Source organism: Rhizobium skierniewicense (genome assembly GCF_014196515.1).
Taxonomy (GTDB): domain Bacteria; phylum Pseudomonadota; class Alphaproteobacteria; order Rhizobiales; family Rhizobiaceae; genus Agrobacterium; species Agrobacterium skierniewicense.
The window spans coordinates 72,221-96,770 of sequence record NZ_JACIDV010000003.1 but is presented as its reverse complement, the minus strand read 5'-3'; the positions used below and the strand labels follow the sequence as shown (position 1 = coordinate 96,770).

Annotated in this window: 24 protein-coding genes; 13 read left to right on the top strand and 11 right to left on the bottom strand. The window is 58.3% G+C overall.

Features of this window, described 5'->3' with window-relative positions:
- Positions 1-17: 17 nt before the first annotated feature.
- Genes GGQ73_RS05490 through GGQ73_RS05470 form a run of 5 tightly spaced genes read right to left on the bottom strand, consistent with a single transcriptional unit; the run spans position 18 to position 5,226 of the window.
- The gene (locus GGQ73_RS05490) at positions 18-1,085 is read right to left on the bottom strand and encodes a Gfo/Idh/MocA family protein (RefSeq protein ID WP_183894615.1); all 1,068 of its coding nucleotides are present in this window, start codon (positions 1,083-1,085) and stop codon (positions 18-20) included.
- Positions 1,078-2,091: a Gfo/Idh/MocA family protein gene (locus GGQ73_RS05485; protein WP_183894613.1), complete on the bottom strand. Its 1,014-nt coding sequence runs from the start codon at positions 2,089-2,091 to the stop codon at positions 1,078-1,080. The genes GGQ73_RS05490 and GGQ73_RS05485 overlap by 8 nt, the downstream gene beginning before the upstream one ends.
- A 17-nt stretch (positions 2,092-2,108) precedes the next feature.
- Positions 2,109-2,984 carry a carbohydrate ABC transporter permease gene (locus GGQ73_RS05480; RefSeq protein ID WP_174156016.1) on the bottom strand — a complete coding sequence of 292 codons (876 nt, stop codon included), beginning with the start codon at positions 2,982-2,984 and terminating at the stop codon, positions 2,109-2,111.
- On the bottom strand, positions 2,977-3,930 hold the full coding sequence (locus tag GGQ73_RS05475; protein ID WP_174156015.1) for a carbohydrate ABC transporter permease: 954 nt from the start codon (positions 3,928-3,930) through the stop codon (positions 2,977-2,979). Before GGQ73_RS05475 ends, GGQ73_RS05480 begins: the two co-directional genes overlap by 8 nt.
- A 6-nt stretch (positions 3,931-3,936) precedes the next feature.
- Positions 3,937-5,226: an ABC transporter substrate-binding protein gene (locus GGQ73_RS05470; protein WP_183894611.1), complete on the bottom strand. Its 1,290-nt coding sequence runs from the start codon at positions 5,224-5,226 to the stop codon at positions 3,937-3,939.
- A gap of 121 nt (positions 5,227-5,347) precedes the next feature.
- Between GGQ73_RS05470 and GGQ73_RS05465 the strand changes: the two genes are divergently transcribed.
- From GGQ73_RS05465 to GGQ73_RS05445, 5 genes are all read left to right on the top strand, one after another.
- Entirely contained in the window at positions 5,348-6,052 is a 705-nt protein-coding gene (locus GGQ73_RS05465) for a TetR/AcrR family transcriptional regulator (RefSeq protein WP_174156013.1), read from the top strand.
- A gap of 246 nt (positions 6,053-6,298) precedes the next feature.
- Entirely contained in the window at positions 6,299-7,441 is a 1,143-nt protein-coding gene (locus GGQ73_RS05460) for a Gfo/Idh/MocA family protein (protein WP_183894609.1), read from the top strand.
- A 10-nt stretch (positions 7,442-7,451) separates the two neighbouring features.
- Positions 7,452-8,615, top strand: a complete 1,164-nt coding sequence (locus GGQ73_RS05455; protein WP_183894607.1) for a dihydrodipicolinate synthase family protein — start codon at positions 7,452-7,454, stop codon at positions 8,613-8,615.
- Positions 8,616-8,658: 43 nt separating this feature from the next.
- Positions 8,659-9,486, top strand: a complete 828-nt coding sequence (locus GGQ73_RS05450; RefSeq protein WP_183894605.1) for a sugar phosphate isomerase/epimerase family protein — start codon at positions 8,659-8,661, stop codon at positions 9,484-9,486.
- Positions 9,487-9,586: 100 nt separating this feature from the next.
- Complete coding sequence (locus GGQ73_RS05445; RefSeq protein WP_174156009.1) at positions 9,587-10,471, top strand: DMT family transporter; 885 nt, start codon at positions 9,587-9,589, stop codon at positions 10,469-10,471.
- Here GGQ73_RS05445 and GGQ73_RS05440 read toward each other — a convergent pair.
- Positions 10,466-11,542 carry an ornithine cyclodeaminase gene (locus GGQ73_RS05440; protein WP_174156008.1) on the bottom strand — a complete coding sequence of 359 codons (1,077 nt, stop codon included), beginning with the start codon at positions 11,540-11,542 and terminating at the stop codon, positions 10,466-10,468. The two genes, GGQ73_RS05445 and GGQ73_RS05440, sit on opposite strands and share 6 nt — an antisense overlap.
- 10 nt (positions 11,543-11,552) lie before the next feature.
- Positions 11,553-12,473 (bottom strand): arginase, encoded by a 921-nt coding sequence (gene rocF / locus GGQ73_RS05435; protein WP_183894603.1) that lies wholly within the window; start codon positions 12,471-12,473, stop codon positions 11,553-11,555.
- 129 nt (positions 12,474-12,602) lie between these two features.
- Here rocF and GGQ73_RS05430 point away from each other — a divergent pair, with 129 nt between their 5' ends.
- A complete protein-coding gene (locus GGQ73_RS05430; protein ID WP_174156006.1) occupies positions 12,603-13,040 on the top strand; it encodes an Lrp/AsnC family transcriptional regulator in 438 nt (145 codons plus the stop codon).
- 70 nt (positions 13,041-13,110) lie between these two features.
- Positions 13,111-13,479 (top strand): response regulator, encoded by a 369-nt coding sequence (locus GGQ73_RS05425; RefSeq protein WP_183894601.1) that lies wholly within the window; start codon positions 13,111-13,113, stop codon positions 13,477-13,479.
- 54 nt (positions 13,480-13,533) lie between these two features.
- Here the strand turns inward: GGQ73_RS05425 and GGQ73_RS05420 are convergent, their stop codons facing one another.
- The gene (locus GGQ73_RS05420; protein ID WP_183894599.1) at positions 13,534-13,842 is read right to left on the bottom strand and encodes a hypothetical protein; all 309 of its coding nucleotides are present in this window, start codon (positions 13,840-13,842) and stop codon (positions 13,534-13,536) included.
- Between the two features lie 218 nt (positions 13,843-14,060).
- Here GGQ73_RS05420 and GGQ73_RS05415 point away from each other — a divergent pair, with 218 nt between their 5' ends.
- Positions 14,061-14,531: an Hsp20 family protein gene (locus GGQ73_RS05415; RefSeq protein WP_183894597.1), complete on the top strand. Its 471-nt coding sequence runs from the start codon at positions 14,061-14,063 to the stop codon at positions 14,529-14,531.
- Positions 14,532-14,641: 110 nt separating this feature from the next.
- On the top strand, positions 14,642-14,938 hold the full coding sequence (locus GGQ73_RS05410) for a DUF982 domain-containing protein (protein WP_183894595.1): 297 nt from the start codon (positions 14,642-14,644) through the stop codon (positions 14,936-14,938).
- A 39-nt stretch (positions 14,939-14,977) separates the two neighbouring features.
- Here the strand turns inward: GGQ73_RS05410 and GGQ73_RS05405 are convergent, their stop codons facing one another.
- Positions 14,978-15,667 (bottom strand): GntR family transcriptional regulator, encoded by a 690-nt coding sequence (locus GGQ73_RS05405; RefSeq protein WP_183894593.1) that lies wholly within the window; start codon positions 15,665-15,667, stop codon positions 14,978-14,980.
- A gap of 235 nt (positions 15,668-15,902) precedes the next feature.
- On the opposite strand from GGQ73_RS05405, the gene araD reads away from it, so the two are divergent.
- Positions 15,903-17,639, top strand: a complete 1,737-nt coding sequence (gene araD / locus GGQ73_RS05400; RefSeq protein ID WP_183894591.1) for an L-arabinonate dehydratase — start codon at positions 15,903-15,905, stop codon at positions 17,637-17,639.
- 19 nt (positions 17,640-17,658) lie between these two features.
- Entirely contained in the window at positions 17,659-18,384 is a 726-nt protein-coding gene (locus GGQ73_RS05395) for a ribonuclease activity regulator RraA (RefSeq protein ID WP_183894589.1), read from the top strand.
- A gap of 18 nt (positions 18,385-18,402) precedes the next feature.
- Here GGQ73_RS05395 and GGQ73_RS05390 read toward each other — a convergent pair whose 3' ends face one another.
- Positions 18,403-19,044: a TetR/AcrR family transcriptional regulator gene (locus GGQ73_RS05390; RefSeq protein WP_234910894.1), complete on the bottom strand. Its 642-nt coding sequence runs from the start codon at positions 19,042-19,044 to the stop codon at positions 18,403-18,405.
- A 199-nt stretch (positions 19,045-19,243) separates the two neighbouring features.
- Between GGQ73_RS05390 and GGQ73_RS05385 the strand changes: the two genes are divergently transcribed.
- Positions 19,244-20,527, top strand: a complete 1,284-nt coding sequence (locus GGQ73_RS05385; protein WP_183894587.1) for an MFS transporter — start codon at positions 19,244-19,246, stop codon at positions 20,525-20,527.
- A gap of 45 nt (positions 20,528-20,572) precedes the next feature.
- A complete protein-coding gene (locus GGQ73_RS05380; protein WP_183894585.1) occupies positions 20,573-23,044 on the top strand; it encodes a glycoside hydrolase family 3 C-terminal domain-containing protein in 2,472 nt (823 codons plus the stop codon).
- 60 nt (positions 23,045-23,104) lie between these two features.
- Here GGQ73_RS05380 and hydA read toward each other — a convergent pair whose 3' ends face one another.
- A complete protein-coding gene (gene hydA, locus GGQ73_RS05375) occupies positions 23,105-24,526 on the bottom strand; it encodes a dihydropyrimidinase (RefSeq protein WP_183894583.1) in 1,422 nt (473 codons plus the stop codon).
- Between the last annotated feature and the right edge of the window lie 24 nt (positions 24,527-24,550).

Below are 24,550 nucleotides of genomic sequence, written 5' to 3'. Positions count from 1 at the left end.
TTCCTCGCATCCGACGCTTATGGTCGCCAGCTGATATATTTCGGATGATCCCGGGTAATCGGCAGGGCGACATCCGTTTTCGTCTCGTTGGAATGATAGATCGCTGCGATGAGCGACAACGAACGCCTTGCATCTTCCGAGGTGACCGGCGGCTTCTCGCCGCTTTCCAGCGTGTGGTAAAAGGCTTCCATCTGCCCCGTAAAGCGACGCCCGGTGGGGACGATGTCCGCAAGCAGAGCTTCGATCCTGGCGCCGATCTCGTCGTTGGCGGGCAAGATGCGCCAGGGTCCATCGCCGGGTGAATAGGGTTCGGTGTTGCTTTCGAACATGACGTTTTCAAAGGCCAGCCGCAACCGGCTGATCTCATCCTGAGAGCCGAGCGTGGAGGTGGACGACACAAGCGCACCGCTTTCCATCAGGAAACTGGCCGATACGCAGTCTTCAACTTCAATGGCATTCACGCGGGTTGCGGTGCGGGCAAACACCCGCTCCACCGGCCCCATCAGATAGGTCAGCATGTCATGGTTGTGGATGGCATGGGTCATCAGCACGCCGCCAAGTTCGGTTGCCCAGCGCCCGCGCCAAGGATTGTCGTAATAGGCCGCGCCACGCTTCCAGAATGTCTCGACCGTCCCGGCATAGGGTTTGCCGGCCAGACCGCTGTCGATGATACGACGTGCCTGCTGCACGCCTGTGCCATAGCGATACTGGTAGATCGGCATCAGCACGCCTTTGGCGCTCGCTTCGGCAGCGGCCACATCGTCCAGTTCCTTGAGCGAGCCTGTCAGCGGCTTTTCACAGACAACGTGTTTTCCGGCAGCCAGCCCCTGCAAAACGAGTTTTGTGTGAATGGCGGGAGGCGTGCAGATATCGATAATGTCGATGTCATCCATGGCCATGAGTTCGTCGGAGGACCGGGTGCGGCCCTTGACGCCGAACGCGTCTGCAACGGCGTTCAACCTCACCTCATCCAGATCGCAAAGATATGCGACGTCGTATTTATCAGGATGGGCGGCGTAGCCTTCCTCGATATGCGTTCTGCCGATACCGCAGCCGATGATGCCCACTCTGTAACGCTTAGCCATGTTGATGACCCTCCGCAAATTGTTGAGCTTTGAGAGCGATCTCCATCGCTGCAAAGCAGCGCGCCTGCGGCATGGCAGTCTCGGTGCGATTGCGGATATCCGACAGGAGCTGCGAGCCATAGGGCAGCGGCACATTGGAGCAATCGAAATAATGCATGCCGGTCTTGTCGGTCAGGAACAGATGGTTTGCACCTTCACGTCCGGCCACATCGATATTCTTTCGGATTTCGATCGCACCTTCCGTGCCGGTGAGGAACAGGCGCCCATCCCCCCAGCTCGACAGACCATCCGGGGTGAACCAATCGACCCGAATGAAGCCGTCCACGCCCTTGGTCGACAGATGAATATCGCCGCTGTCCTGCAGGTCCGGTGTCTGCGGATTGGCCTTGTTGGCGACCTTCGCAAACAGGATATCGGCCTCCTGCGCATTGGTGAAGAACAGGAACTGTTCGCACTGGTGGGAGGCGATATCGACCAGAATGCCGCCATAGCGCTGCCGCTCGAAGAACCATGCCGGGCGGGTGGATGCCCTCAACCGGTGTGGGCCGAAACCCGCCATGGAGACCAGTTTGCCAATGGCGCCAGCCGCGATCAGTTCGCCAGCCTTGACCGTGGCGGGGTTTTCAAAATGCTCGGAATAAAGCACCGAAAAGATCCGGCCGGTTTCCGCCTGAACTTTCTTGACCTCGTCCAGTTGCGCCAGCGTTACCATGCCGGGCTTGTCGACCATCACATCCTTGCCGGCGCGCATGACCTCGATGGCAAGGGCCGCCCGCTCATCGGGAATACCCGCGCTGATGATGAGGTCGATTGCGGGATCGTCCAGCAAACGGCGCTTGTCATCGACGCGGGGAACATGGGGGAAGGCCTGCGCATATTCCTGCGCCAGATCATCTTCGATGGCGTGAAAGCCGACATGCTCGGCACCGGCCGCAAGCATGCAGCTCGTCTGTCCGAAGATGTGGTTGTGGTTGATACCGATTGTCGCAAACCGAACGGGTTTCATGGTGCAATGCCTTGATGTCAGCGCTTCATGCCAGTGGTGGCAATGCCCTCAATGAGGAGGCGCTGGAAGAAGAGGAAGAAAAGGAAAACAGGAATGAGCGAGAGGTTGGACATGGCAAACAGCGCCGTCCAGTCCGAACTGCCGGTACTGTCCACGAAGGAGCGAAGGCCGAGCTGAACCGTGTAGGTGTTGATATCGCTGAGATAGATCAGCGGTCCGAAGAAGTCGTCCCAGGTCCAGATGAAGGAGAAGATGGCAGCCGTAGCCAGAACCGGCGACGACAGCGGCAGCATGATTTTCCAGTAGATCCGGAACGGGCTGCATCCATCCATGACCGCCGCCTCATCCAGCTCCCGCGGAATACCCCGGAAGAACTGGACCATGAGGAAGATGAAGAAGGCATCGGTCGCCAGATATTTCGGCACGATCAGCGGCAGCGACGTGTTGACCCAGCCCAGCTCCAGAAACAGGATATATTGCGGGATGAGCACCACATGATAGGGCAGCATCAAGGTGCCCAGCATGAGCGCAAACCAGAAATTCCGTCCGCCGAACCGGAGGCGCGCAAAGGCGAAAGCGGCGAGCGAACACCCGACCACGTTGCCGAAGGTTGCCAGAACCGAGATGAAGAACGAGTTCCAGAAGAACTGCCCGAACGAGACCTGAAGACCGGTCCAGCCTCTGATATACCCGCCCCAGTCAATCGACGAGGGAATGAGTGAGGATGAGCCGAAAAGTTCATCCTGCGGGCGGAACGAACCCGAGATCATCCACAGGATCGGGTACATCATGGCGATGGAGGCGGCGATCAGAACGGCGTGGAGCAGAACCGACTTCCACAGCGGACGCTGCACCGTTTGCCCAGGACGAAGCGAAGAGACGGCATCAGTCATCGTAATGCACCCAGTAACGTGCGCTCAGGAAGGAAAAGGCCGTGAAGAGCGAGATGATAACGACAAGAATCCAGGCCAGGGCCGAGGCATATCCCATGCGGAAGAAGCCGAATGCTTCCTGATAGAGATAGAGCGTGTAGAACAGCGTCGAATTGATCGGACCGCCGGACCCTTCCGAGATGATGAAGGCAGGTGTGAAGGCCTTGAAGGCATCGATCGTCTGGATGACCGCGTTGAAAAAGATCACGGGCGTCAACAATGGCAAGGTGATGCGGAAAAACTGACGCATCTTGCCCGCTCCATCCATTTCCGCCGCCTCGTACATGTCCTGCGGGATTTGACGCAAACCGGCGAGGAAGATGATCATTGGCGAACCGAACTGCCAGACAGACAGGATGACCAGCGTATAGATCGAATAGTCCGGATTGGAAATCCAGCTTGGGCCTTCGTACCCGAAGGCCTGCCACAGGACCATGTTGACCAGACCGTCGGAGGCGAAAAGCTGACGCCAGAGGACGGCGATTGCAACGCTGGAGCCGAGCAGCGACGGCAGGTAAAAGACCGCGCGATACATTGTCAGCCCCTTGATGCCGCGGTTGAACGCCATGGCGACCATCAGAGCGAAGATCAGTTTCAGCGGCACGGACAAAAGGACGTAGGTGAACGTGACCTTCATGGCGGCTGCGAATTTTGGATCGGCAGTTGCGATGCGCACATAGTTGGAAGCGCCCACCCAATCTGGCGATTGCAGCAGATCGTAATTCGTGAACGACAGATAGAGCGACGCCAGCGCGGGACCAAGCGTCAGGCCGAAAAAGCCGATGAGCCACGGCAGCAGAAACACATAGGCGTGAAAATTGCGATCAAACGCTTTTCGCACACGGCCCTGCCCTGGAAGAGCCGCAGACCGGCCCTCTCCTGTTATCGGTTCGGATCGAAACGTCATGGATCGTTACTTCCGTTTGATCACGGTTTCCGCTTCGGTCACCAGCTGTTTGCCGCCTTGCTCAGGCGTCATTCTGCCGAAACCGACCTCTTCCGAGGTGCGCTTGAGCACGAAGGCGAACTCGCCGGCACCCGGAGGTGGTGACGGTGGCAATGCCCCCACACCCGGCGTAACCTCGGCGATGTAATCGACCATCGCCTTGCTGACCTCGTTGAGCTTGGGGCTGAGCTGATCCCGCATGGACGCAGACGCAGGAACGCCGCGTTCGACGCCGAGGATATCCACACCTTCAGGCACGGCCACGAGGAAGTTGATGAAATCCACCGCAGCCTCGATACCAGCACTACCATTGGCCACGCTCATCAGCATCGATGGCTTCAGATAATGACCGGACGGGCTGTCTGCCGCGACCTTCGGATAGGATGTGATCGACAGCTTGGCCTTGTTGATGGCCTGATAGCCGACGAACTGGTTGGAGTGGGCGAATGCCGTTGCCGCCTTGCCGGTCGTCAATGCATTGCTTTCGATGTTCAGCTGATCGAGCGCCTGAATGTCAGCGGGGACGCAGGCTCCGGCCTCGCGCATGGCCGCCCACATGGCAAACCATTCGCCGGCGTCCTTGGCATCGTACCCCAAACCGCCGCCTTCAACGAACAGCGATTTGTTTTTCTGACGCAGCCAGTTTTCAAAGCTCGGCTCGACGCCACTGGCATCGGCTGTGGCATAATAGCCGGGCTTGGGCTTGTTCTTGCCGAACTCTGCCGCGTTCTTGGCAAAGTCTTCCCATGACTGGCCAGCCGATGGTGGCTTGGCACCGGTCTTTTCCCAGCCCTTGGCGTCATAAAACACGGCGGATGAATTCACGCCGAGATTGATGCCGTAAAGCTTGCCGTCAACTCGGCCGGAATCGATGTTCGGGGTGCCGAAATCATCGATCTTCAGCGACTTGCCGAGATAATCATCAAGGGGCGCCAGAGCACCGCGACGGGCATATTCGAAAATATACCGATAATCCATCTGGATGAGATCCGGCGCGTTGCGTCCGGCGACCTGCGTGGCCAGACGGGGCCAGTAATCCGACCACCCGGCGAACTCCCCGGCGATATCGAGATCGGGCTTGACCTGCTTGAAGGCAGCGATTGCCTTGTTGGTGCGGTCAGCGCGCTCCTGAGAGCCCCACCACAACAAACGAATTCGCGCAGCCTGTGCGAAAGCGGGTCCTCCACCCACCGCCGCAAGCGAAAGCGCAGCCAGACCTGCCGAAAGTACGGCACGCCTCTGTAGCATCATGGACATTGGCAACTCCTCCCTAATTGAATGCCAAATTGAATGATGACGGCAATGAAGACTTGCCGTTTTATAACTATCTGGTTACATGGGAACACCGATCAACAGCATTGTCAAGCGACCTTTGAAGATGGATGAAACCAGCAAACCGGCGACCGAAGACACAAACGAGGAAACCGGGGCCAAGCCAACTTCAACACGAAAGAAGGCAGCAGCGCAATCTCGCAATCCCGAGCGAACACGCGCAGCCATTCTGGAAGCCGCCCGCCGTGAGGTGGCGGCCAAGGGGTTGGCCGGTGCGCGGATCGATGTGGTTGCAAGACGCGCCGGCACCAACAAGCGAATGATCTACCACTATTTCGGCGACAAGGATGCGCTCTATCTGGCCGTGCTGGAAGATGCCTATCAGCACATCCGCAATGCCGAACATCGGCTGGATCTGACCCGCAAGCCACCGGTGGAAGGTTTGCGGGAACTGGCCCTGTTCACGTGGCACTACTTTCTTGACCACCCGGAATTCCTGAGCATTCTGGCGACTGAAAATCTCAATCAGGCCAGATACTTGCGACAATCCTCGACGATTACGGAAATGCATTCGAACTTCATATCCGAATTGAAGGATGTGCTTTTGCGCGGTGAAAAGACCGGCGACTTTCGTCCGGGTCTCGATCCGGTCGATGTTTATCTGACGATTGCGTCGCTTGGATTTTTCTATCTTTCCAACCGCTATACGCTCTCGACGATCTTTCAGCGGGATCTCGTGGCACCCGCCGAGCTGGAGCGTTGGGGCCAGCACATCGTCAACACGGTCATTGCTGCACTGCGGCCGCTTTAACATCTGAAGCTAATTTATATAACAAGAACAATCGCCGCAACCTTCGCATGTGCGAAGGCGCAAAGGATGTGGGACGCCTCGTCACCGCTCCTGGAAATTTCCGTTTCTGTTCACCTCCGCGTTTTCATCTGAAAAACCACTTGACAGAAAGCCGGTTCGACAATCACAAATAACCAAACAGTTACAAATTTTCGATCTGATAAAATTGCGTCCTGACGGGAGTGGGATGCTTTGGGAGGAATTTTCATGCAACGTATCGGCGTCATCATGCACGGCATCACCGGCCGCATGGGGTATAACCAGCATCTCGTCCGCTCTGTTCTTGCGATCCGAGATCAGGGTGGGGTTACGCTGAAGAGCGGCGAGAAGGTCATGCTGGACCCCATATTGGTGGGTCGCAATGGCGATAAGATCGAGGCCATCGCCCAAAAGCACAACGTCGAGCGCTGGACGACCGATATCGATTCGGCTCTGGCCAACCCTGACGACACCTTGTTTTTCGATGCCGGGACGACGCAGATGCGCGGCAGTCTGCTGACCAAAGCCATCCAGGCGGGCAAGAACGTCTATTGCGAAAAGCCGATTTCCGACACTCTGGAGGAGGCCATTGCCGTGGCAAGGCTGGCAGAAAGCGCCGGTATCAAGCACGGCGTGGTGCAGGACAAGCTTTTCCTGCCGGGTCTTCGCAAACTGGCCATGCTGCGCGACAGCGGTTTTTTCGGCAAGATTCTCTCCGTACGCGGCGAGTTCGGATATTGGGTTTTCGAAGGCGACTGGCAACCGGCGCAGCGCCCCTCCTGGAACTACCGCGCAAAAGACGGCGGCGGCATCATTCTCGATATGCTGTGCCACTGGCGCTATGTGCTGGACAATCTGTTCGGCGACGTCAAAGCCGTCAGTTGCCTGGGCGCAACCCATATTCCGCAACGCTTCGATGAGCAGGGCAACGCCTATGTGGCAGATGCCGACGACGCGGCCTATGCCACATTCGAGCTTGAGGGCGGTGTCATCGCCCATATCAACTCGTCCTGGGCCGTGCGCGTTCGCCGCGACGATCTCGTCACCTTTCAGGTAGACGGTACCCACGGTTCGGCGGTGGCGGGCCTGACCAAATGCTGGACGCAGCACCGCACCAACACACCAAAGCCCGTGTGGAACCCCGACCAGCCACAGACGATCGATTTCTACAAGACCTGGCAGGAAGTGCCGGACAACGTGGTCTACGACAACGGCTTCAAGGCACAGTGGGAAATGTTCGTGCGGCATCTGGCCGATGACGAGCCGTGGCCTTACGGACTGATGGAAGGTGTCAAGGGCGTGCAGCTTGCAGAACTGGGGCTGAAATCCTGGAAGGAGCGCCGCTGGCTCGACGTTCCCGCGATTGTCTGAGGTGACCGGGATGACAGAACTGAGGCTACCGAGACATGATCGCTCCACCGAAACCTACCGCTTGACCGGTACACCGATCGCGCTGGAAAGACGCGATGCTGCCGATTTCAACCGCGTGGCCTTCGCCGCCGCGCATGTAGTGGCAGACCCGCTGGCCGACAACGACCCCTGGCTGACACCGGCCATCGACTGGGATGCTACGCTTGCCTTCCGGCACCGGCTGTGGGACCTGGGTCTCGGCGTCGCAGAAGCCATGGACACCGCCCAGCGCGGCATGGGTCTTGGCTGGTCACAGGCGCAGGAACTCATCACGCGGGCCTTGAAGGAAGCGGCAAGCCGCTCGGATGCTTTGATTGCCTGCGGTGTTGGAACCGACCATCTGACCGGCACCGGCTACAGTCTCGACCAGATCGTCGATGCCTATCAGGAACAGCTGGACTTTGTCCAAGGCCAGGGCGGGCGCGTCATTCTGATGGCCAGCCGCGCACTGGCGGCCAGCGCTCGTTCCCCGGATGAATATCTCGAGACCTATGCCCGTGTGCTCGCCCACGCCAATGAAAAAGTCGTCATTCACTGGCTCGGTGAAATGTTCGATCCCGCGCTGGAAGGGTACTGGGGTTCGTCCGACCATATGGCGGCGATGGACACCTGCATCGACATGATTGCTGCCAACGTGGACAAGATCGACGGCATCAAGATTTCGCTTCTGTCGAAGGAAAAGGAAATCGCCATGCGCCGCCGCCTTCCCGCTCTGGTGCGCATGTATACGGGTGACGATTTCAACTACGCCGAACTGATTGCCGGCGACAGCTACGGACATTCCGATGCCTTGCTCGGCATCTTCGACGCCATCGCTCCAGCGGCGTCCAGGGCGCTGGCCAGTCTGAAGCAGGGTAACGAAGCAGAGTTCTTCGATACGCTGGAGCCGACGGTGGCGCTATCGCGACACATCTTCAAGGCACCCACGCGCTTTTACAAAACAGGTGTGGTGTTTCTGGCCTACCTCAACGGCCTGCAGGACCATTTCACCATGATCGGCGGGCAGGAGAGCACCCGTTCAACTCTGCATTTCGCCGAACTTTTCCGGCTGGCGGACAAGGCCAATGTTCTTGCAGACACCGACCTTGCGACCCAGCGCATGAAGACGTTTCTCAGTGTGCGGGGCGTCAATTGAGATGGATGGAACCCGTGCGGGCAACTTTTGAGGAGGCCATGACATGAGCCTTGAAGGACTTTCCATTAACTTCGCCACCATCAAACAGGGCGGATCTTTCGCCACCCTGGTGGACGCATGTCTCCACCACGGCATCACAACGATTTCGCCGTGGCGGGACCATGTGCATGGCGTGGGCCTTGAAGAGGCGGCACGGATCGTCGCACAGAACGGTATAAGGCTGTCCGGTCACTGCCGGGGCGGGTTTTTTCCCGCTCATGACGCGCAGGGAAGGCGCGATGCAATCGAAGACAACAAACGCGCCGTCGATGAAGCCGCCGCCATGAACGCCGATTGCCTGGTGCTGGTCGTCGGCGGTTTGCCCGTCGGCTCCAAGGACATCAACGGCGCCCGACAGATGGTGGAGGACGGCATGGCGGCATTGCTGCCCTATGCCAGACAGGCCGGCGTGCCGCTGGCCATCGAGCCGCTGCACCCCTTTTATGCGGCGGACCGCGCATGCTTCAACACGCTCAAGCAATCGCTCGATCTGTGCGACAGGCTGGGTGAAGGCACCGGCGTCGCCATCGACGTCTACCACGTCTGGTGGGACCCGGAACTGGAGGAACAGATGGCGCGCGCGGGTCGAAATGGGCAGATTCTCGCGCACCATATCTGCGACTGGCTGGTGCCGACGACGGATCCACTCAATGATCGCGGGATGATGGGCGACGGTGTGATTGACCTCAAGGCGTTTCGCAGAATGATCGAGACGGCCGGTTTTACGGGTCCGCAGGAGGTCGAGATTTTTTCAAACACCTGGAACGCCAGGCCGATCGACCAGGTGTTGACGACGGTCGTGGAGCGTTATCGCGCTCTTTCCGCGGATTGAGCCATTTTCATCGGCTGTCACGGGTGTTGAATCAGATGATAATCGTCTAATACGAGGGACGGCCTCCCCGTCCTCATCTGCCCAACATCAGAGTTTTCTAATGCCCTCCCAGTCTATCGGTTACCTTTACGCGCTTGCCGCCTTCACGATTTTTGCAGCGCAGGACGGCATATCGAAGCATCTGGGTTCCGCCTATCCGCCCGTCTTCGTCACGATGCTGCGCTATTGGGCCTTCGCCATCTTTGTGATCATTCTTGCGATGAGATCGAGTGGTGGCATTCGCAAGGCCATTTCGACGGACAGACCATGGTTGCAGGCAAGCCGTGGCGTCGTTCTGGCCGTGCAGATCGTGCTTTCGATCTTCTCTTTCTCGCTGGTGGGCCTGGCCCATACGCATTCGATATTCGCGTCCGTTCCGCTGATCGTCGCGGCACTCTCGGTACCCATCCTCAACGAGAAAGTTGGATGGCGGCGCTGGTCGGCGATTCTCGTCGGTTGCCTCGGGGTGATCGTTATTCTCAAGCCCGACGAGAGCGGCTTCGACGCCACGCTTTTGATCACATTTGCAGCCGCCGTGCTGCTTGCCCTTTACGGTGTGATGACGCGGCTGGCCAGCCGCAGCGATCCGGCCATGACGAGCTTCTTCTATACCGGCGTTCCCGGTGCGATTGCCCTGACACTGATCGGGCCATTCTACTGGGTCAACATGGCGCCGGGCGACTGGGGCTGGATGGCGGCGCTTTGCGTGACGGGCATGACCGGCCACTACCTGCTGATCCGTGCTTTCGAGCTGGCCGATGCGGCGTCGGTCCAGCCATTTTCCTATTATCAGCTTGTGCTCGTCTCCATCGTTGGCATCACCATCTACGGCGAGATTTTGACGATAAACATGCTGATTGGCGCGGCCATCGTGGTTGCGGCGGGCCTGTTCACCATCTGGCGTGAGCAGATGGTGGCCCGCCGAAACCGGCAACCGCGGCTATGATGCCAATGCCGCGCGTGATTTTAACGATGCCTCGCATCTCAGCAGCATGCCATAGAGATCGCGCGGTTCGTCGGGATCGGCCAGGAGATCGAGCTCTTCGTAGAGGCCCGTCGCCTCAAGCTTCGATCTGACGTAGCGCAGAGCGGAAAAATCTTCCGTCGCAAAACCGACGCTATCGAAAAGGGTGATCTGTCCCTCTGACGTTCGCCCGTCGGCCGCACCCGTCATGACCTGCCACAGCTCGGTCACGGGATGATCCTTCGCCAATTGCTGGATTTCACCTTCAACACGGGTTTGTGGCGGATACTCCACGAAGATATCCGAGCGCAGCAGGATATTCCGGTGCAATTCGGTTTTACCGGGGCAGTCACCACCGACGGCGTTGATGTGAACGCCAGGGCCGACCATGTTGTCGGTCAGGATCGTGGCGCATTGCTTGTCCGCCGTGACAGTGGTGATGATCTCAACGCCTTCCACGGCGCGTTCGGCGCTGTCGCAGATCTCGATGGAAAATCCCAGCCCCTCCAGATTGCGCTGGCATTTCGCACTGGCCGCCGGATCGATATCGAACAGTTTAAGGGTGTCGATGCCCATAATGGACTTGAAGGCGCGCGCCTGAAACTCACTCTGCGCGCCGTTGCCGATGATCGCCATCGAGCGCGCGTCCTTGCGGGCCAGATACCTAGCGACGACGGCCGATGTGGCTGCCGTTCGCAAAGCGGTGAGGATCGTCATTTCCGAGAGCAGCATGGGGTAGCCGTTGCCCACATCCGACAACACGCCGAATGCCGTCACCGTCTGGCGGCCTTGCCTGGTGTTCTTCGGATGGCCGTTGACGTATTTGAAGCCGTAGAGCGTGCCATCGCTCGTCGGCATCAGCTCGATGACACCATCAGGGGAATGGGCCGCAATCCGCGGGGTCTTGTCGAAGGTTTCCCACCGCCGAAAGTCCTCTTCGATAACCTCGGCCAGTTCCCGCAGGAACGTGTCGATACCCACGGTCAGCACCAACTTCATCATATGATCGACGCTGACGAAGGGAACAGTGTTGAGATGTTGATTGAATGTCATGGCTGCACCCTCATCCGGCTCTCGTTGGGCGGTCCAGAACGCGTTTGCCCATCAGGCTTGCGGTCAGGTCCACCATCAGACGCGCGGTTCTCCCGCGCTCATCGAGAAACGGATTGAGCTCGACCAGATCGAGACTGGAGACCAGCCCGCTGTCGCACAGCATTTCCATCACCAGATGCGCCTCCCGGAACGTCGCCCCACCGGGAACGGTCGTGCCGACGGCGGGCGCGATGGAAGGGTCCAGAAAATCGACATCCAGACTGACGTGCAGAAGGCCGTGGGCAGCGGTCACCCGCTCCAGAAAGGCGCGCAAAAGCACACCCACACCATGTTCATCAATCATCCGCATATCGTGGATCGTCACGCCGGTTTCGCCCAAGGCGGCACTTTCGGCGGGATCGACACTGCGAATACCGATCATGCAGATATTCGCGGGATCGACAGGGTTGGGAACGGGAGGGAAATAACCGTCGAAGCCGTCGCGACCGCTATAATAAGCAACCGGAGTGCCATGCAGGTTGCCGCTGCGCGTCGTCTGCAGGGTATGATAATCCGTGTGCGCATCCAGCCACAACACGAAAAGCGGCCGGTTGCGTTGTGCTGCACGCCTGGCAACACCCACCACGCTGCCAGCCGAGAGCGCATGATCGCCCCCCAAAAAGATCGGCATCGCATTTTCGCTCTCGCGATAGGCAACCTCCATCAGCGCTTCGGTCCAGGCAACGGTTTCATCCAGATGATGCACGGCCTTGTTCGGATGATCGAACTTGCGAAAGGGTGCGGGCAAGACATTGCCGATATCGGCCACGGTGTGGCCCAGTTCTTCCAGCGCGGTTTTCAACCCGGCGATGCGCAGGGCGCTCGGCCCCATTTCACAACCCAGTTGCCCTGCACCGATTTGCAAGGGCACTCCAATCAGCGTGCAATCCATCGACTATTCTCCCCAGTCATCAGTGTGAGAATTCAAACATGACGACGCGGCGAATTGAACAATCAATATTGGCAATTTTTACAGTTTGATCTATCATTTCGATCATCTTAATAGCCAAAGTGATACGCCATGGATGACCTGGATACGAGGCTCGTTACGCTGCTGCGGCACAATGGTCGGCGCAGCATATCCGACCTCGCCCTCGAGACGTCCTCATCGCGGGCAACCGTCCGCGCCCGGATCGAGCGTCTGGAGCAGAGCGGTGCCATTTTGGGTTTCACCGTGATCTTGCGCGCGGATGCCGTCGAAGAAGCCGTCCGTGGCATCATGATGATCGAGATACAGGGGCACGTTACCGAGAAGGTGATCCGTGCGCTGGGCGGGTTTCCAGAAATATCCGAGATACACACCACCAATGGCCGCTGGGATCTTATCGCAGAACTCAGCGCCTCCACATTGGCAGGCTTCGATTCCGTTTTGCGTCGAATCCGTCTCGTGCCGGGCATTACGGGAAGCGAGACAAGCCTGCTGCTTTCAACGCCGCGCTCGACACGGGCGCGACTTTGACCGCGAAATGATCAGGATGCGACAGAACTTTCCACCGCCTTGAGAGTTTAAAAAGCCGGAGGAAACAATCATGCCGCTCGCTCTTGAAGGTCGCCAATATCTCGTGGTCGAGGACGAGTATCTCGTGGCCTCTCATCTCTTGATGACGCTTGAAGACGCTGGTGCGAGGGTCTTTGGACCGATATCGGACGTGAAGCGAGCCATAGAGGTCCTGTCTGATCCGGATTTTCCGGTTGATGCGGCCATACTCGATATCAATCTCGGTGGAGAACTGGTGTACCCGGCCGCCGAACTTCTGGCCCACCATGGAAAACCGTTCGTATTCGTCACGGGCAGCAATATCACAGCGATGCCCGCAGAGTTCCAACACGTGCCGCGATTGATGAAGCCGTACGATACCGATGAGCTTATTATCACGCTTCAACGTGTGACGGGATAACCCTCGATTATCTCCAAGAGGGGGGGGAGACCGGCGCAGCCGGTCCCGACTTCCTTATTGACCGGTCACGTGAAGAGCCCCGGCTTCACCCAAGCTGCGTTGAACGGCAGCGAATTGGCTGTTGGACACATCCGCAGAAACCTCGATTTCGCCTTCCAGTGGCGCATCATCACGCACGCCATCGGCTTGCGAGGCATCGCCACCCGATGGGGCTGAGCCGACGGTGTTTTTCGCGGTCGTGGACTGAATAAAAATATCCGGGCGCGGCACACCGTGCTGCTGGACGAGATGCTCGACCGCCAGATCTGCCGCGGCACGCGTTGCGAAGGTAGCGCGGATTGTGTTGGTACTGTCGTCTGCCATGGGGTGGCCTCCCTTTTTTATAAGCTACGTGAGCAAACGCCATGGGGCCGCGCTTGTTGCCAAGAAAAAACGATGGGCAAACAAAAAAATCATGGACGGTCTTGAAACTATTTTTGCCAAAACCAGATCATTCTCGTCGGTCGCCATCAAGGGGCCGACAAACCGGGGACGGGAATATCCACGTCTCCATTCCATCTCGCTTTACGGAGGATTTGGTTATGAGAAACGATCTAGATTTTGCACCCCTTTATCGCTCGAGCATCGGCTTTGACCGCGTTTTCAACCTGTTGAACAACGCGCAGCGCCTGCATGCCATCGACAGCTGGCCACCCTATGACATCGTCAAAACCGGTGACGATGCCTACCGCATCGAAATGGCCGTGGCAGGTTTCGGCGATGAGGAACTCGACATCACGCAGGAGCGCAATCTGCTCATCGTCAAGGGCCACAAGGCAGACGCCAAGGACGGCGAATATCTGCACCGTGGCATTAGCGGACGTACATTCGAGCGCAGCTTCGAACTGGCAGACCACGTCCGTGTCGAGACTGCCGCGCTGAGCAACGGCCTCTTGAGAATTTCGCTCAAGCGCGAGGTTCCCGAAGCCATGAAGCCACGCAAGATCGCGATCGGCACCGGCCCGGCAAAACCGGAGCCTCTTCAGATCGACGCTGAGCGTCAGGTCGCATAACGTCGATACAGAGCCATGCTTTTGCTGAGCTCTCAATGAGATAGACAGCGCCGAGCACCTCGGCGCTGTACGACTATGGCAAGCAATCGGGCTATGGAAAGGACAAGGCTATGAAACCCGATCTGTTCACCACACCTGTCAACGTCCTCGTCGGCCTAGGCTTGCCCACGCCGATACATTCCGTGACGGACGCCTACCAGCTTTTGATGGACTGGCGCGGTTCACCCCATGACGGCGCAAAAGCCATGGCCCTGAAGGCTTGCAAGGCGGCGTTAAAGGGCGAAATAGATCCGGATGTCGCCCGCGGCGTGTTTGTCGCCTATGCCGAAAAGCACGATCTGCTTGCGCCAGATGTTGCCGCACCCGCTTTCAAACGCGCGCACAGTCGCAATCCCCACACGTGTTGATCGTGAAGGCAGCCACAGTTCGCTTCCGAACGCGCGGCGTTATCCGACATAATCGGGGAACGTCGCGCTAATGACATCTGCCACGGAAAGCGTGCCGGACAGGTGGGCTCTCAGGGCCGACTGCGCCTGATCAGGTCTGCCCGACGCGATTGCGCTGACGATGGCCTCATGGTCGGCGATGACCGTCTGCATCTTGCCAGGCATGGGCAGGTTGAGGCGCCGCAGCCGATCAAGATGGACACTCTGGCGCCGAACATTGCTCCACAGCTGCAATATGCCCGTTTTCTCATAAAGTTTACGGTGAAATTCACGGTCTATATCATCGAAGAGATCGTAGGTTGCCGGAGCCGCTACCGCTTTTTGCCGATCCAAGATATCGCTGAGTTCCGACGCCGTTTGAGCAGCGGCCTCCTTGGTTAAGCGCCTCACGGCCTCAAGCTCAATGGAGAGCCGCAGGAACTGGGCTTGTTTTGCGTGCTCGATGTCGATCTTCGCCACCACGGTTGCGTATTGTGGATAGACATCGACGATGCCTTCCTCCTGCAAACGCATCAGCGCATCCCGCACCGGCGTCTGACTCACGCCAAATTCCAGTTGCAACGAAGCCCGCGACAAAACCGTTCCCGGCGCCAGTTGCACCTTGAGAATACGCTCGCGCAAAATATCTTGGATCTGAAGCGAGACCTGCCGTGATCGATCCAACTGCCCGCCCCTGATCATTCCAACCATACACACCCCGCTGTCGTTCTCATGACGCCACTAAACCACATATCAGGGATTGATGCACTGATGTTTTAGTGCTTCAATGTCTGCAAGTTTGTAACCGGACTTGCAACTGCCCTTGATGAACTGTGACGTGTTCGAAGGGCGGAAACGTAACATCCGGACCAGAGCAAATGACGACCAGCGTGAATGTCCGGCGCAGCTTAGCCACTTTCACTCTCCCCTGATTAGGTCACATGCCATGACAGACAGAAAAACACCTGAAACGCTGCGGAGCGCACGGTGGTTCGCGCCCGACGACCTGCGCACCTTCGGCCACCGCTCGCGCATGATGCAGCTTGGATATTCCGAAGAGGATTTCGCAGGAAAGCCGATCATCGGCGTGCTCGACACATGGTCGGAGCTCAACACCTGTCACGCGCATTTTAAGGAACGCGTACAGGATGTGAAACGCGGTGTAATGCAGGCGGGCGGTTTCCCGGTGCAGATGCCCTCGCTGTCCGTCGATGAGAGCTTCACCAAACCCACCTCCATGCTCTATCGCAACATGCTGGCGATGGAGACGGAAGAGATGATCCGCTCTCACCCGCTGGATGGCGTGGTGCTGATGGGCGGCTGCGACAAGACCACGCCCGGCCTCGTCATGGGTGCGATTTCCGCAGGCGTCCCGATGATCTATCTGCCTGCTGGTCCGATGCTGCGCGGCAATTATGCGGGGAAAATTCTGGGCTCCGGCTCCGATGCCTGGAAATACTGGGATGAGCGCCGCGCTGGCAATATTTCAGACGAGGAATGGCTGGGCGTGCAAGGTGGTATCGCCCGTTCCGCCGGCACGTGTATGACGATGGGCACCGCATCCACCATGACCGCGATTGCCGACGCCATGGGGCTGACATTGCCCGGTGCGTCCTCCATCCCCGCCGTGGATGCCAACCACCAGCGCATGGGCGCAGATTGCGGCCGCCGGATCGTCGACATGGTGTGGGAAAACCTCACGCCGGACCGCATCGTGACCGAGGCCGCATGTCGCAACGCCGCCATCGTTGCCATGGCGACAGGGTGTTCCACCAATGCCGTCGTGCATCTGATTGCAATGGCGCGCCGTGCCGGTGTCGATCTGACATTGGATGATCTCGACGCGCTTGGCCGCGTCACCCCGCTGATCGCCAATGTTCGCCCTTCAGGCAAAGATTACCTGATGGAGGATTTCTTCTATGCGGGCGGTTTGAGAGCACTGATGAAGCAGATCGAGGACCGGCTCGATCTCACCGCACTGACGGTGACCGGCAAGACCATGTGGGAGAATCTGGAGGGTGCAGTTGTTTACAACGACGATGTCATTCGCCCGCTCTCCAATCCGGTCTACCATGAGGGTTCGCTTGCCGTTGTGCGCGGCAATCTCTGCCCGAATGGCGGCGTCATCAAGCCCGCGGCCTGCGATCCCAAATATCATGTGCATGAGGGACCGGCGATGGTGTTCGACAGCTATCCGGAAATGAAAAAGGCCATCGATGACGAGAACCTCGACGTCACGCCGGAACATGTGCTGGTCTTGCGCAACGCAGGCCCGCAAGGTGGTCCGGGCTTTCCCGAATGGGGCATGCTGCCCATTCCCAAAGCTTTGATCAAGCAGGGTCATCGCGACATGCTGCGCATTTCCGACGCGCGCATGTCCGGTACGTCCTATGGTGCCTGCGTGCTTCATGTGTCGCCCGAGAGCTTTGTCGGAGGCCCGCTGGCACTTCTCAGGAACGGTGACACCATTCGCCTCGACCTGCCCAATCGCACCCTCGACATGCTGGTGAGCGACGAGGAACTTGCGCAGCGAAAGGCGGAATGGAAAGCGCCGGAACCACGCTTCCAGCGCGGCTATGGCTGGATGTTCTCCCGCCATGTGACCCAGGCCGATCAAGGCTGCGACTTCGATTTTCTGGAAACCGGTTTCGGCAAGACCGCAGGCGAACCGGACATTTACTGAACCAAGGAAAGAGACTGCCATGACCGACTATGTGTTGAGCGAAGCCACGCGCCAAAAGTTCAAGAAAATTTCCACCGCTTCCATTGCCACTGCCCTGTTCAAGCGCGGTTTGCGAAACCAGTTCATTCAGGGCGTTGTCCCGGTTTCTCCAAAGCCCGAAGTGATGGTCGGTCAGGCATTCACCTTGCGATACATTGTTGCCCGCGAAGACAGAAATCCGATCACCGTCTTTCGCAATGCAGACCACCCGCAGCGCGTGGCGATCGAAACCTGCCCGGTAGGCCACGTGCTGGTGATGGACAGCCGCAAAGATGCGCGTGCGGCAACCGCAGGTTCGATCCTGATCACACGACTGGCGCTGCGCGGTGCAGCGGGCGTCGTCACCGATGGCGGATTTCGCGATGCCGCCGGCATCGGCGCACTTGGCATGCCATCCTATTACGCGAAACCATCGGCACCCACCAATCTGACACTCCACGAAGCCATCGACATCAACGTCCCCATTTCCTGCGGTGATGTTGCTGTGTTCCCCGGCGATGTTCTGGTGGGAGACAATGACGGCGTCATGGTCATTCCCGCCCATCTGGCGGATGAGCTTGCCGAGGAATGCACCAGCATGGAAAGCTATGAGGAATTCGTGCTCGAACAGGTGAATGCGGGCGAAGCCATCATCGGCCTCTACCCCTGCACAAAGGACGAGTATCAGCAACGCTACGACGCGTGGCGCGAAAAGACCGGGAAATGATCTAGGGCCGGATTTATGTCAACGAAGCCTGATGGTGTCGATCAGGCGCGTGATGTAACCGGAAAAGACGGTCACCATGTCGAACTCTTCAGGTGATCTCAGCCAGAGCATCTGAAGTCCGTCCATCATGCTGATCAGTTCGGCGGTAATGGCTTCCGGGTCGGTCTCCGGCCTGATTTCGCCATCTGCGATCCCTTTTTGCAGACAGAATGCAAGATTGGTCTTCAGCGTCACGACGCGTGCGGCAAACCACGCACTTGCCGGATGATCGGCGGTGAGGCTTTCGGCGTTGAGGACGGCAAAAGCCTGCACCACATTCGGGATCGTCTGGTTGATCGCCGCGATCTCCACCAGACCGTGCAGTACCTTGCGCCAATCCAGATAATCTTCCCCCACGCTCGACGCGCTGTCGAGATCGCGCTTTTCGAGAATGGCGAGCAACAGAGCGACCTTCGTCGGAAAATAATGAAGAAGTCCCGGCAAGGACAGGCCGACATCGGCAGCGATGGCTGCAAAGGATGCGCTTTGATATCCATCTCTCGCAAAATGCTGCATGGCCGTCGTCAGAATAGCCTCTTTTCGGGCCATCCCTTTCGGCGATTTGCGCCGTCTGGGCGGTGCTTGGTCCAAGACGGGACCGTCATTCATCTTATCAGTCATAGCCATTCCATATCATCTGCATCGCATCGTCTTTAGACGGAATTTTGCTGTTTTGTCCCGTTGGCCCGGCCTTCGATCATGGCAATTGCAGGATACAAAAAAGTTGACTAATTTCAATTACCGAGTAGTCGGTAGGTTTATTGCAACGTTCGTTGGGGGATGACGTTGTTGTCAAGTTATTGCGGTGGAGGGTTTTATCATGAGTATGACAGCATCAACTATTGCCGCCGGGTCGTCCGGCAAACCCATTGAAAAATCGGTTGGCCTCCCGTTTATTCTGACCTACGGGCTGGCCAGTGTCGGCTTTTTCACGGCTGTCATGACACCCGTCGCCATGACACTGGCCGTTCGCGTCAACACGCTTGATCCTGTCGACAAAGGTGCAAGTCTCGGAACGATCCTCGGCCTCGGTGCGCTCTTTGCGCTTCTGGCGAATCCGATTTTCGGCCAGCTTTCGGATCGCACGCGCTCACGCTTCGGGCGGCGCAAACCCTGGCTGCTCGGCGGTGTGATCGTCGGCAGTCTGGCGCAGGTCTTCATGGCCTACACGTCCAGCCTGATCGTCATCGGCATTGCGTGGTGCGTGATCCAGGCCGCGTATAACGCCATGCTGGCAGCACTTGTCGCAACGGTGCCGGACCAGGTCCCGGAACACCAACGCGGCCTCGTATCAGCGCTGGCGGGCATGTCGATCTACATCGCTCTTCTGATCGGCAGCGGCATTCTCGCTTTGACGGGAACGACCAGCAACGCGATGTTCCTCATCCCCACGGCAATCGGTCTCGTATCGGTCATCATCTTCGTACTGGTGATCGAGGACCGCCCTTTGACCGACACCTCGGAAAAGTCCATCCCAAGCGTGGCAGAACTGCTGGGCAGTTTTTGGGTCAACCCCGTCAAGCATCCGGATTTCGGTTATGCCTGGCTCAGCCGTTTCATGGTGTTCTTCGGCTTTGCCGTTCTCACCTCCTATCAGGTCTATTATCTGATGGACCACTTGAAGATCGCGGAAGCCGATATCGGCGACATCATGTTTTTCTCAACGCTGATTACCGCCATCTGCGTCGTCGGCTCGTCGTTCGTTTCGGGATACGTCTCTGATCGCATCGGTCGCCGCAAAGCCTTCGTGCTGCTGGCTGCCATGACCTACGCGCTGGGCATCGTCGTCATCGTTTTCGCAAGCGATCTGGCGGTGTTTTACAGCGGCATCGCCGTTACCTCAGTCGGCTTTGGGGTCTATATGGCTGTCGATCAGGCGCTGGTGGTGGATATTCTGCCCGACAGGGAAACGCATGCGGCGAGAAATCTGGGCGTTCTCAACATTGCCAACGCCGTCCCGCAATCCATTGCTCCGGCTGTCGCACCCTTTCTTCTGGCTATCGGCAATACCGGCGGGCAAAACTATGGCGTTCTCTATGCCGTGGCAGCCGTCTGCGCCTTCCTCGGGGCGCTGGCCATCGCACCCGTTCGCGGTGTTCGTTGATACTGTAAATTTCTCTCTAACCAACAGCCAATATCGGAGGCTCGTATGATCGAGAACATTTTGACCCAGATGACGCTTGAAGAGCAGGTTTCGCTGCTGGCCGGTGCCGACTTCTGGACAACCGTGCCGGTCGAGCGCCTTGGCGTTCCGAAGATAAAAGTCACCGATGGACCCAATGGTGCACGTGGTGCAGGCTCTCTGGTCGCGGGCGTCAAAGCGACCTGCTTTCCCGTGGCCATCGCGCTGGGCGCGACCTGGAACCCCGAGCTTGTCAAACGCATGGGGGTGGCACTGGCAGGACAGGCAAAAAGCAAGGGCGCTTCGGTGCTGCTGGCACCGACCGTCAACATTCACCGCTCGGGCCTCAATGGCCGTAATTTCGAGTGCTATTCCGAAGATCCATTGCTGACGGCAGATCTTGCCGTTGCCTATATTCAAGGTGTGCAGAGCAAGGGTATTGCAGCAACCATCAAGCACTTCGCAGGCAACGAATCCGAGATCGAGCGCCAAACGATGTCATCGGATATCGATGAACGCAGCCTGCGCGAAATCTATCTGCTGCCATTCGAACGGGCGGTGAAGAAGGCCGGCGTGATGGCGGTGATGTCGTCCTACAATCGTCTCAACGGCACCTATACCAGCGAGCACGATTGGCTGCTGTCGACCGTCTTGCGCGAGGAGTGGGGCTTTGATGGGATCGTGATGTCGGACTGGTTCGGCTCGCATTCCACCGCCGCCACGGTCAATGCCGGCCTTGACCTCGAAATGCCTGGACCGACCCGAGACCGTGGCGAAAAGCTTGTTCAGGCCGTGAAGAATGGCGAGGTGAAAGCAGAAACCGTACGCGAAGCAGCCCGCCGCATCCTGACGCTTCTGGAGCGTGTCGGCGCGTTCGAAACAGCGCCCGATCTCACCGAAAGCTCGCTCGATCTGCCCGAAGACAGAGCCCTCATCCGCCAGATTGGCGCGGAGGGAGCCGTTCTGCTGAAAAACGAAGGCGTGTTGCCCCTCGCCAAGACCACGCTGGATAGCATCGCGGTTCTCGGCCCCAATGCCGCCGAAGCGCGCGTCATGGGAGGCGGCAGTGCACAAATCGCGGCGCACTACACCATCAGCCCGCTTCAGGGCATCAAGGCAGCGCTTTCCAACGCCAATAGCGTGCACCACGCGATTGGATGCAGCAACAATCGCCTCATCAATGTGTTCAGCGGCGATATGCATGTCGATTATTTCAAGGGTCGGAAGCTGGAAGGCTGCCCCGTACACAGCGAACCTGCCGCCAAGGGCGAATTCTTCTGGTTCGACCTGCCATCGCCAGATCTCGATCCAGCCAGCTTTTCCGCGCGGATCATCGCAAGTTTCGTCCCCGCTGAAAGCGGAGAGCACATCTTCGGCATGACGAATGCCGGCCTCGCCAAACTCTATGTGGATGGAAAACTGGTCGTGAACGGCTACGACGACTGGACGCCTGGCGACAATTACTTCGGCACGGCCAACACCGAACAGAGACAGGCGGTGGAACTGGAGGCGGGACGCAGCTACACGCTGGCAATCGAATATTGCTCGCCAGCAGATACCACGGATGGAATTCACCTGACGGCCATTCGCTTCGGTGTGGAAAAGCCGCTGGGTGATGCTGCAATAGAGGACGCTGTTGCCAAGGCTGCGGCCTGCGATGTCGCCATCCTTTTCGTTGGCCGTGAGGGCCAATGGGACACGGAGGGTCTTGACCTGCCCGATATGCGGCTTCCCGGGCGTCAGGAAGAGCTAATCGAGAAGGTTGCGGCCGTCAACTCGAACACGGTGGTCGTGCTGCAAACGGGCGGCCCTGTGGAAATGCCTTGGCTGGACAAGGTTCAGGCGGTTCTACAAATGTGGTATCCGGGCCAGGAACTTGGAAACGCGGTCGCCGACGTTCTGTTTGGCGATGTCGAACCCGGCGGTCGTCTGCCGCAGACGTTCCCGAAGTCGCTGTCCGACAACTCCGCCGTCACCGACAATCCACGTGTCTACCCCGGTCAGGACGGCCATGTGCGCTATGACGAGGGTGTCTTCGTCGGCTACCGCCACCATGACAGTCATGGCGTGGAGCCGCTCTTCCCGTTCGGCTTCGGGCTTGGATATACGCAATTTGCGTGGAGCGACGCCAAGGCATCCTCATCTCAGATGGGTGAAGACGGGATCACCGTCACGCTCGACGTCACCAACACGGGTGCGCGCAAGGGCTCTGAGGTGGTGCAGCTTTATGTGCGACCACTTGGTTCTTCTGTTTCAAGGCCGGATAAGGAATTGCGGGCCTTCGCCAAGCTTGAACTCGAGCCAGGCGAAACCAAAACGGCAACGTTGAAAGTGTCGGTACGCGATCTCAGCTTCTTCGATGTCGACGCAAAGGCGTTCCGGTCGGAGGCTGGTGACTATGAATTGGTGCTGGCCGCCAATGCCGCCGATATCAGAAGCCGGATCGCGATTACCAACCCGGCAGTTTGGTTGGGCAAAGCCAGCGACGTCTCAATCTGAGAAATCGGTCGGCACAGGTGTCTATTCCCCTGTGCCGACCGCCAGCACACCCCTCTACACTCAGATTTGGCCGCCACGTTGGCGCGTGAGAGATGAGAGGTCGCGACGCAGATAGCCGCCCTGCCCGATCTGTTGAGCAAAATGCCCGTCTTCCACAATGGTCTTGCCGCGCAACAGCAACCGGACCGGCCATCCACGGATATCCAGCCCCTCGTAAGGCGTGTAATCTGCACCGTGATGCAGCATATCATTGCGGACGGTGACGCTTTTGTTTGGATCCCAAAGCGCGATATCGGCATCGGCGCCAACAGCGATGGTGCCTTTGCGGGGGTAGAGCCCATATAATTTGGCGTGATTGGTCGATGTCAGCGCCACGAACTGGTTGATGTCGATCCGGCCCTTCATCACGCCTTCCGAAAACAGGATCGGCAGGCGCGTTGCAACGCCGGGGATGCCATTCGGAATCCAGCGAAAGTGTCGCTTGCCCTTCTCGTTGAGCTTGCCTTCCGGATCATCGAAGCGGAAGGGGCAATGGTCGGACGAGAACAGATCAAAAACGCCCTGTTCCAACCCTTCCCAGCAGGCGTCCTGACTGGACTCATCGCGCGGCGGCGGCGAGCAGACGTACTTTGCGCCTTCCATCTCGCTCTGATCAAGATCGTCGGCGGTCAGCATAAGATATTGTGGGCAAGTCTCACCGGCAATTTTCTGGCCACGCTGGCGCGCTCGGCGGATTTCCTCCATCGCCTCGCGGTTGGAGACGTGAACGATGACGATGGGCACATCAACGATTTCAGCCAGCGACAATGCCCGGTGGGTCGCCTCGCGCTCGGCAGCAATCGGTCGCGTCGTGGCGTGGAATTTCGGTTCAAATTTGCCGTCTTCCTCGTGGCGACCGATCAGGTAGCGGATAGCATCCTCGTTTTCGCAGTGAACCATGACCAAAGCGCCGGTGCGCCGTGCGGTATCCAGCGTGGCGAGGATTTCGTCGTCACGAAGCCGCAGGCCCTCATAGGTCATGAAAACCTTCAGTGAGGTATAGCCATCCTCGACCAGCGCCGGCAGTTCCTGCCCGAGCACTTCTGCGGTTGGATCGGTAATGACCAGATGGAAGGACACGTCGACATGGCATTTGCCTTCCGCCTTGGCGTGATAGACCTTCAGCGCCTCACGCAGCGATTGCCCCTTTTCCTGCATGCAGAATGCCAGAACCGTGCTGTTGCCGCCGATGGCGGCCGAGCGGGTGCCGCTGTCGAAATCATCGGCCATGACAATGCCGTCGCCTGAGGGCTGGTCGAGATGGACGTGGCTGTCGATGCCGCCGGGTAGGACAAAGAGGCCTGTGGCGTCGATGATCTCGTCCGCCTCGGTCAATTCAGCGGCCAGTGCGGCGATGCGGCCATCCTTGATGCCGACATCGCTGACGAAGGTGTCACTCGCTGTCACCACGGTTCCGTACCTGATCACCGTATCGAAACGCATCATTCCATGTCCTTCTTGTCGTTC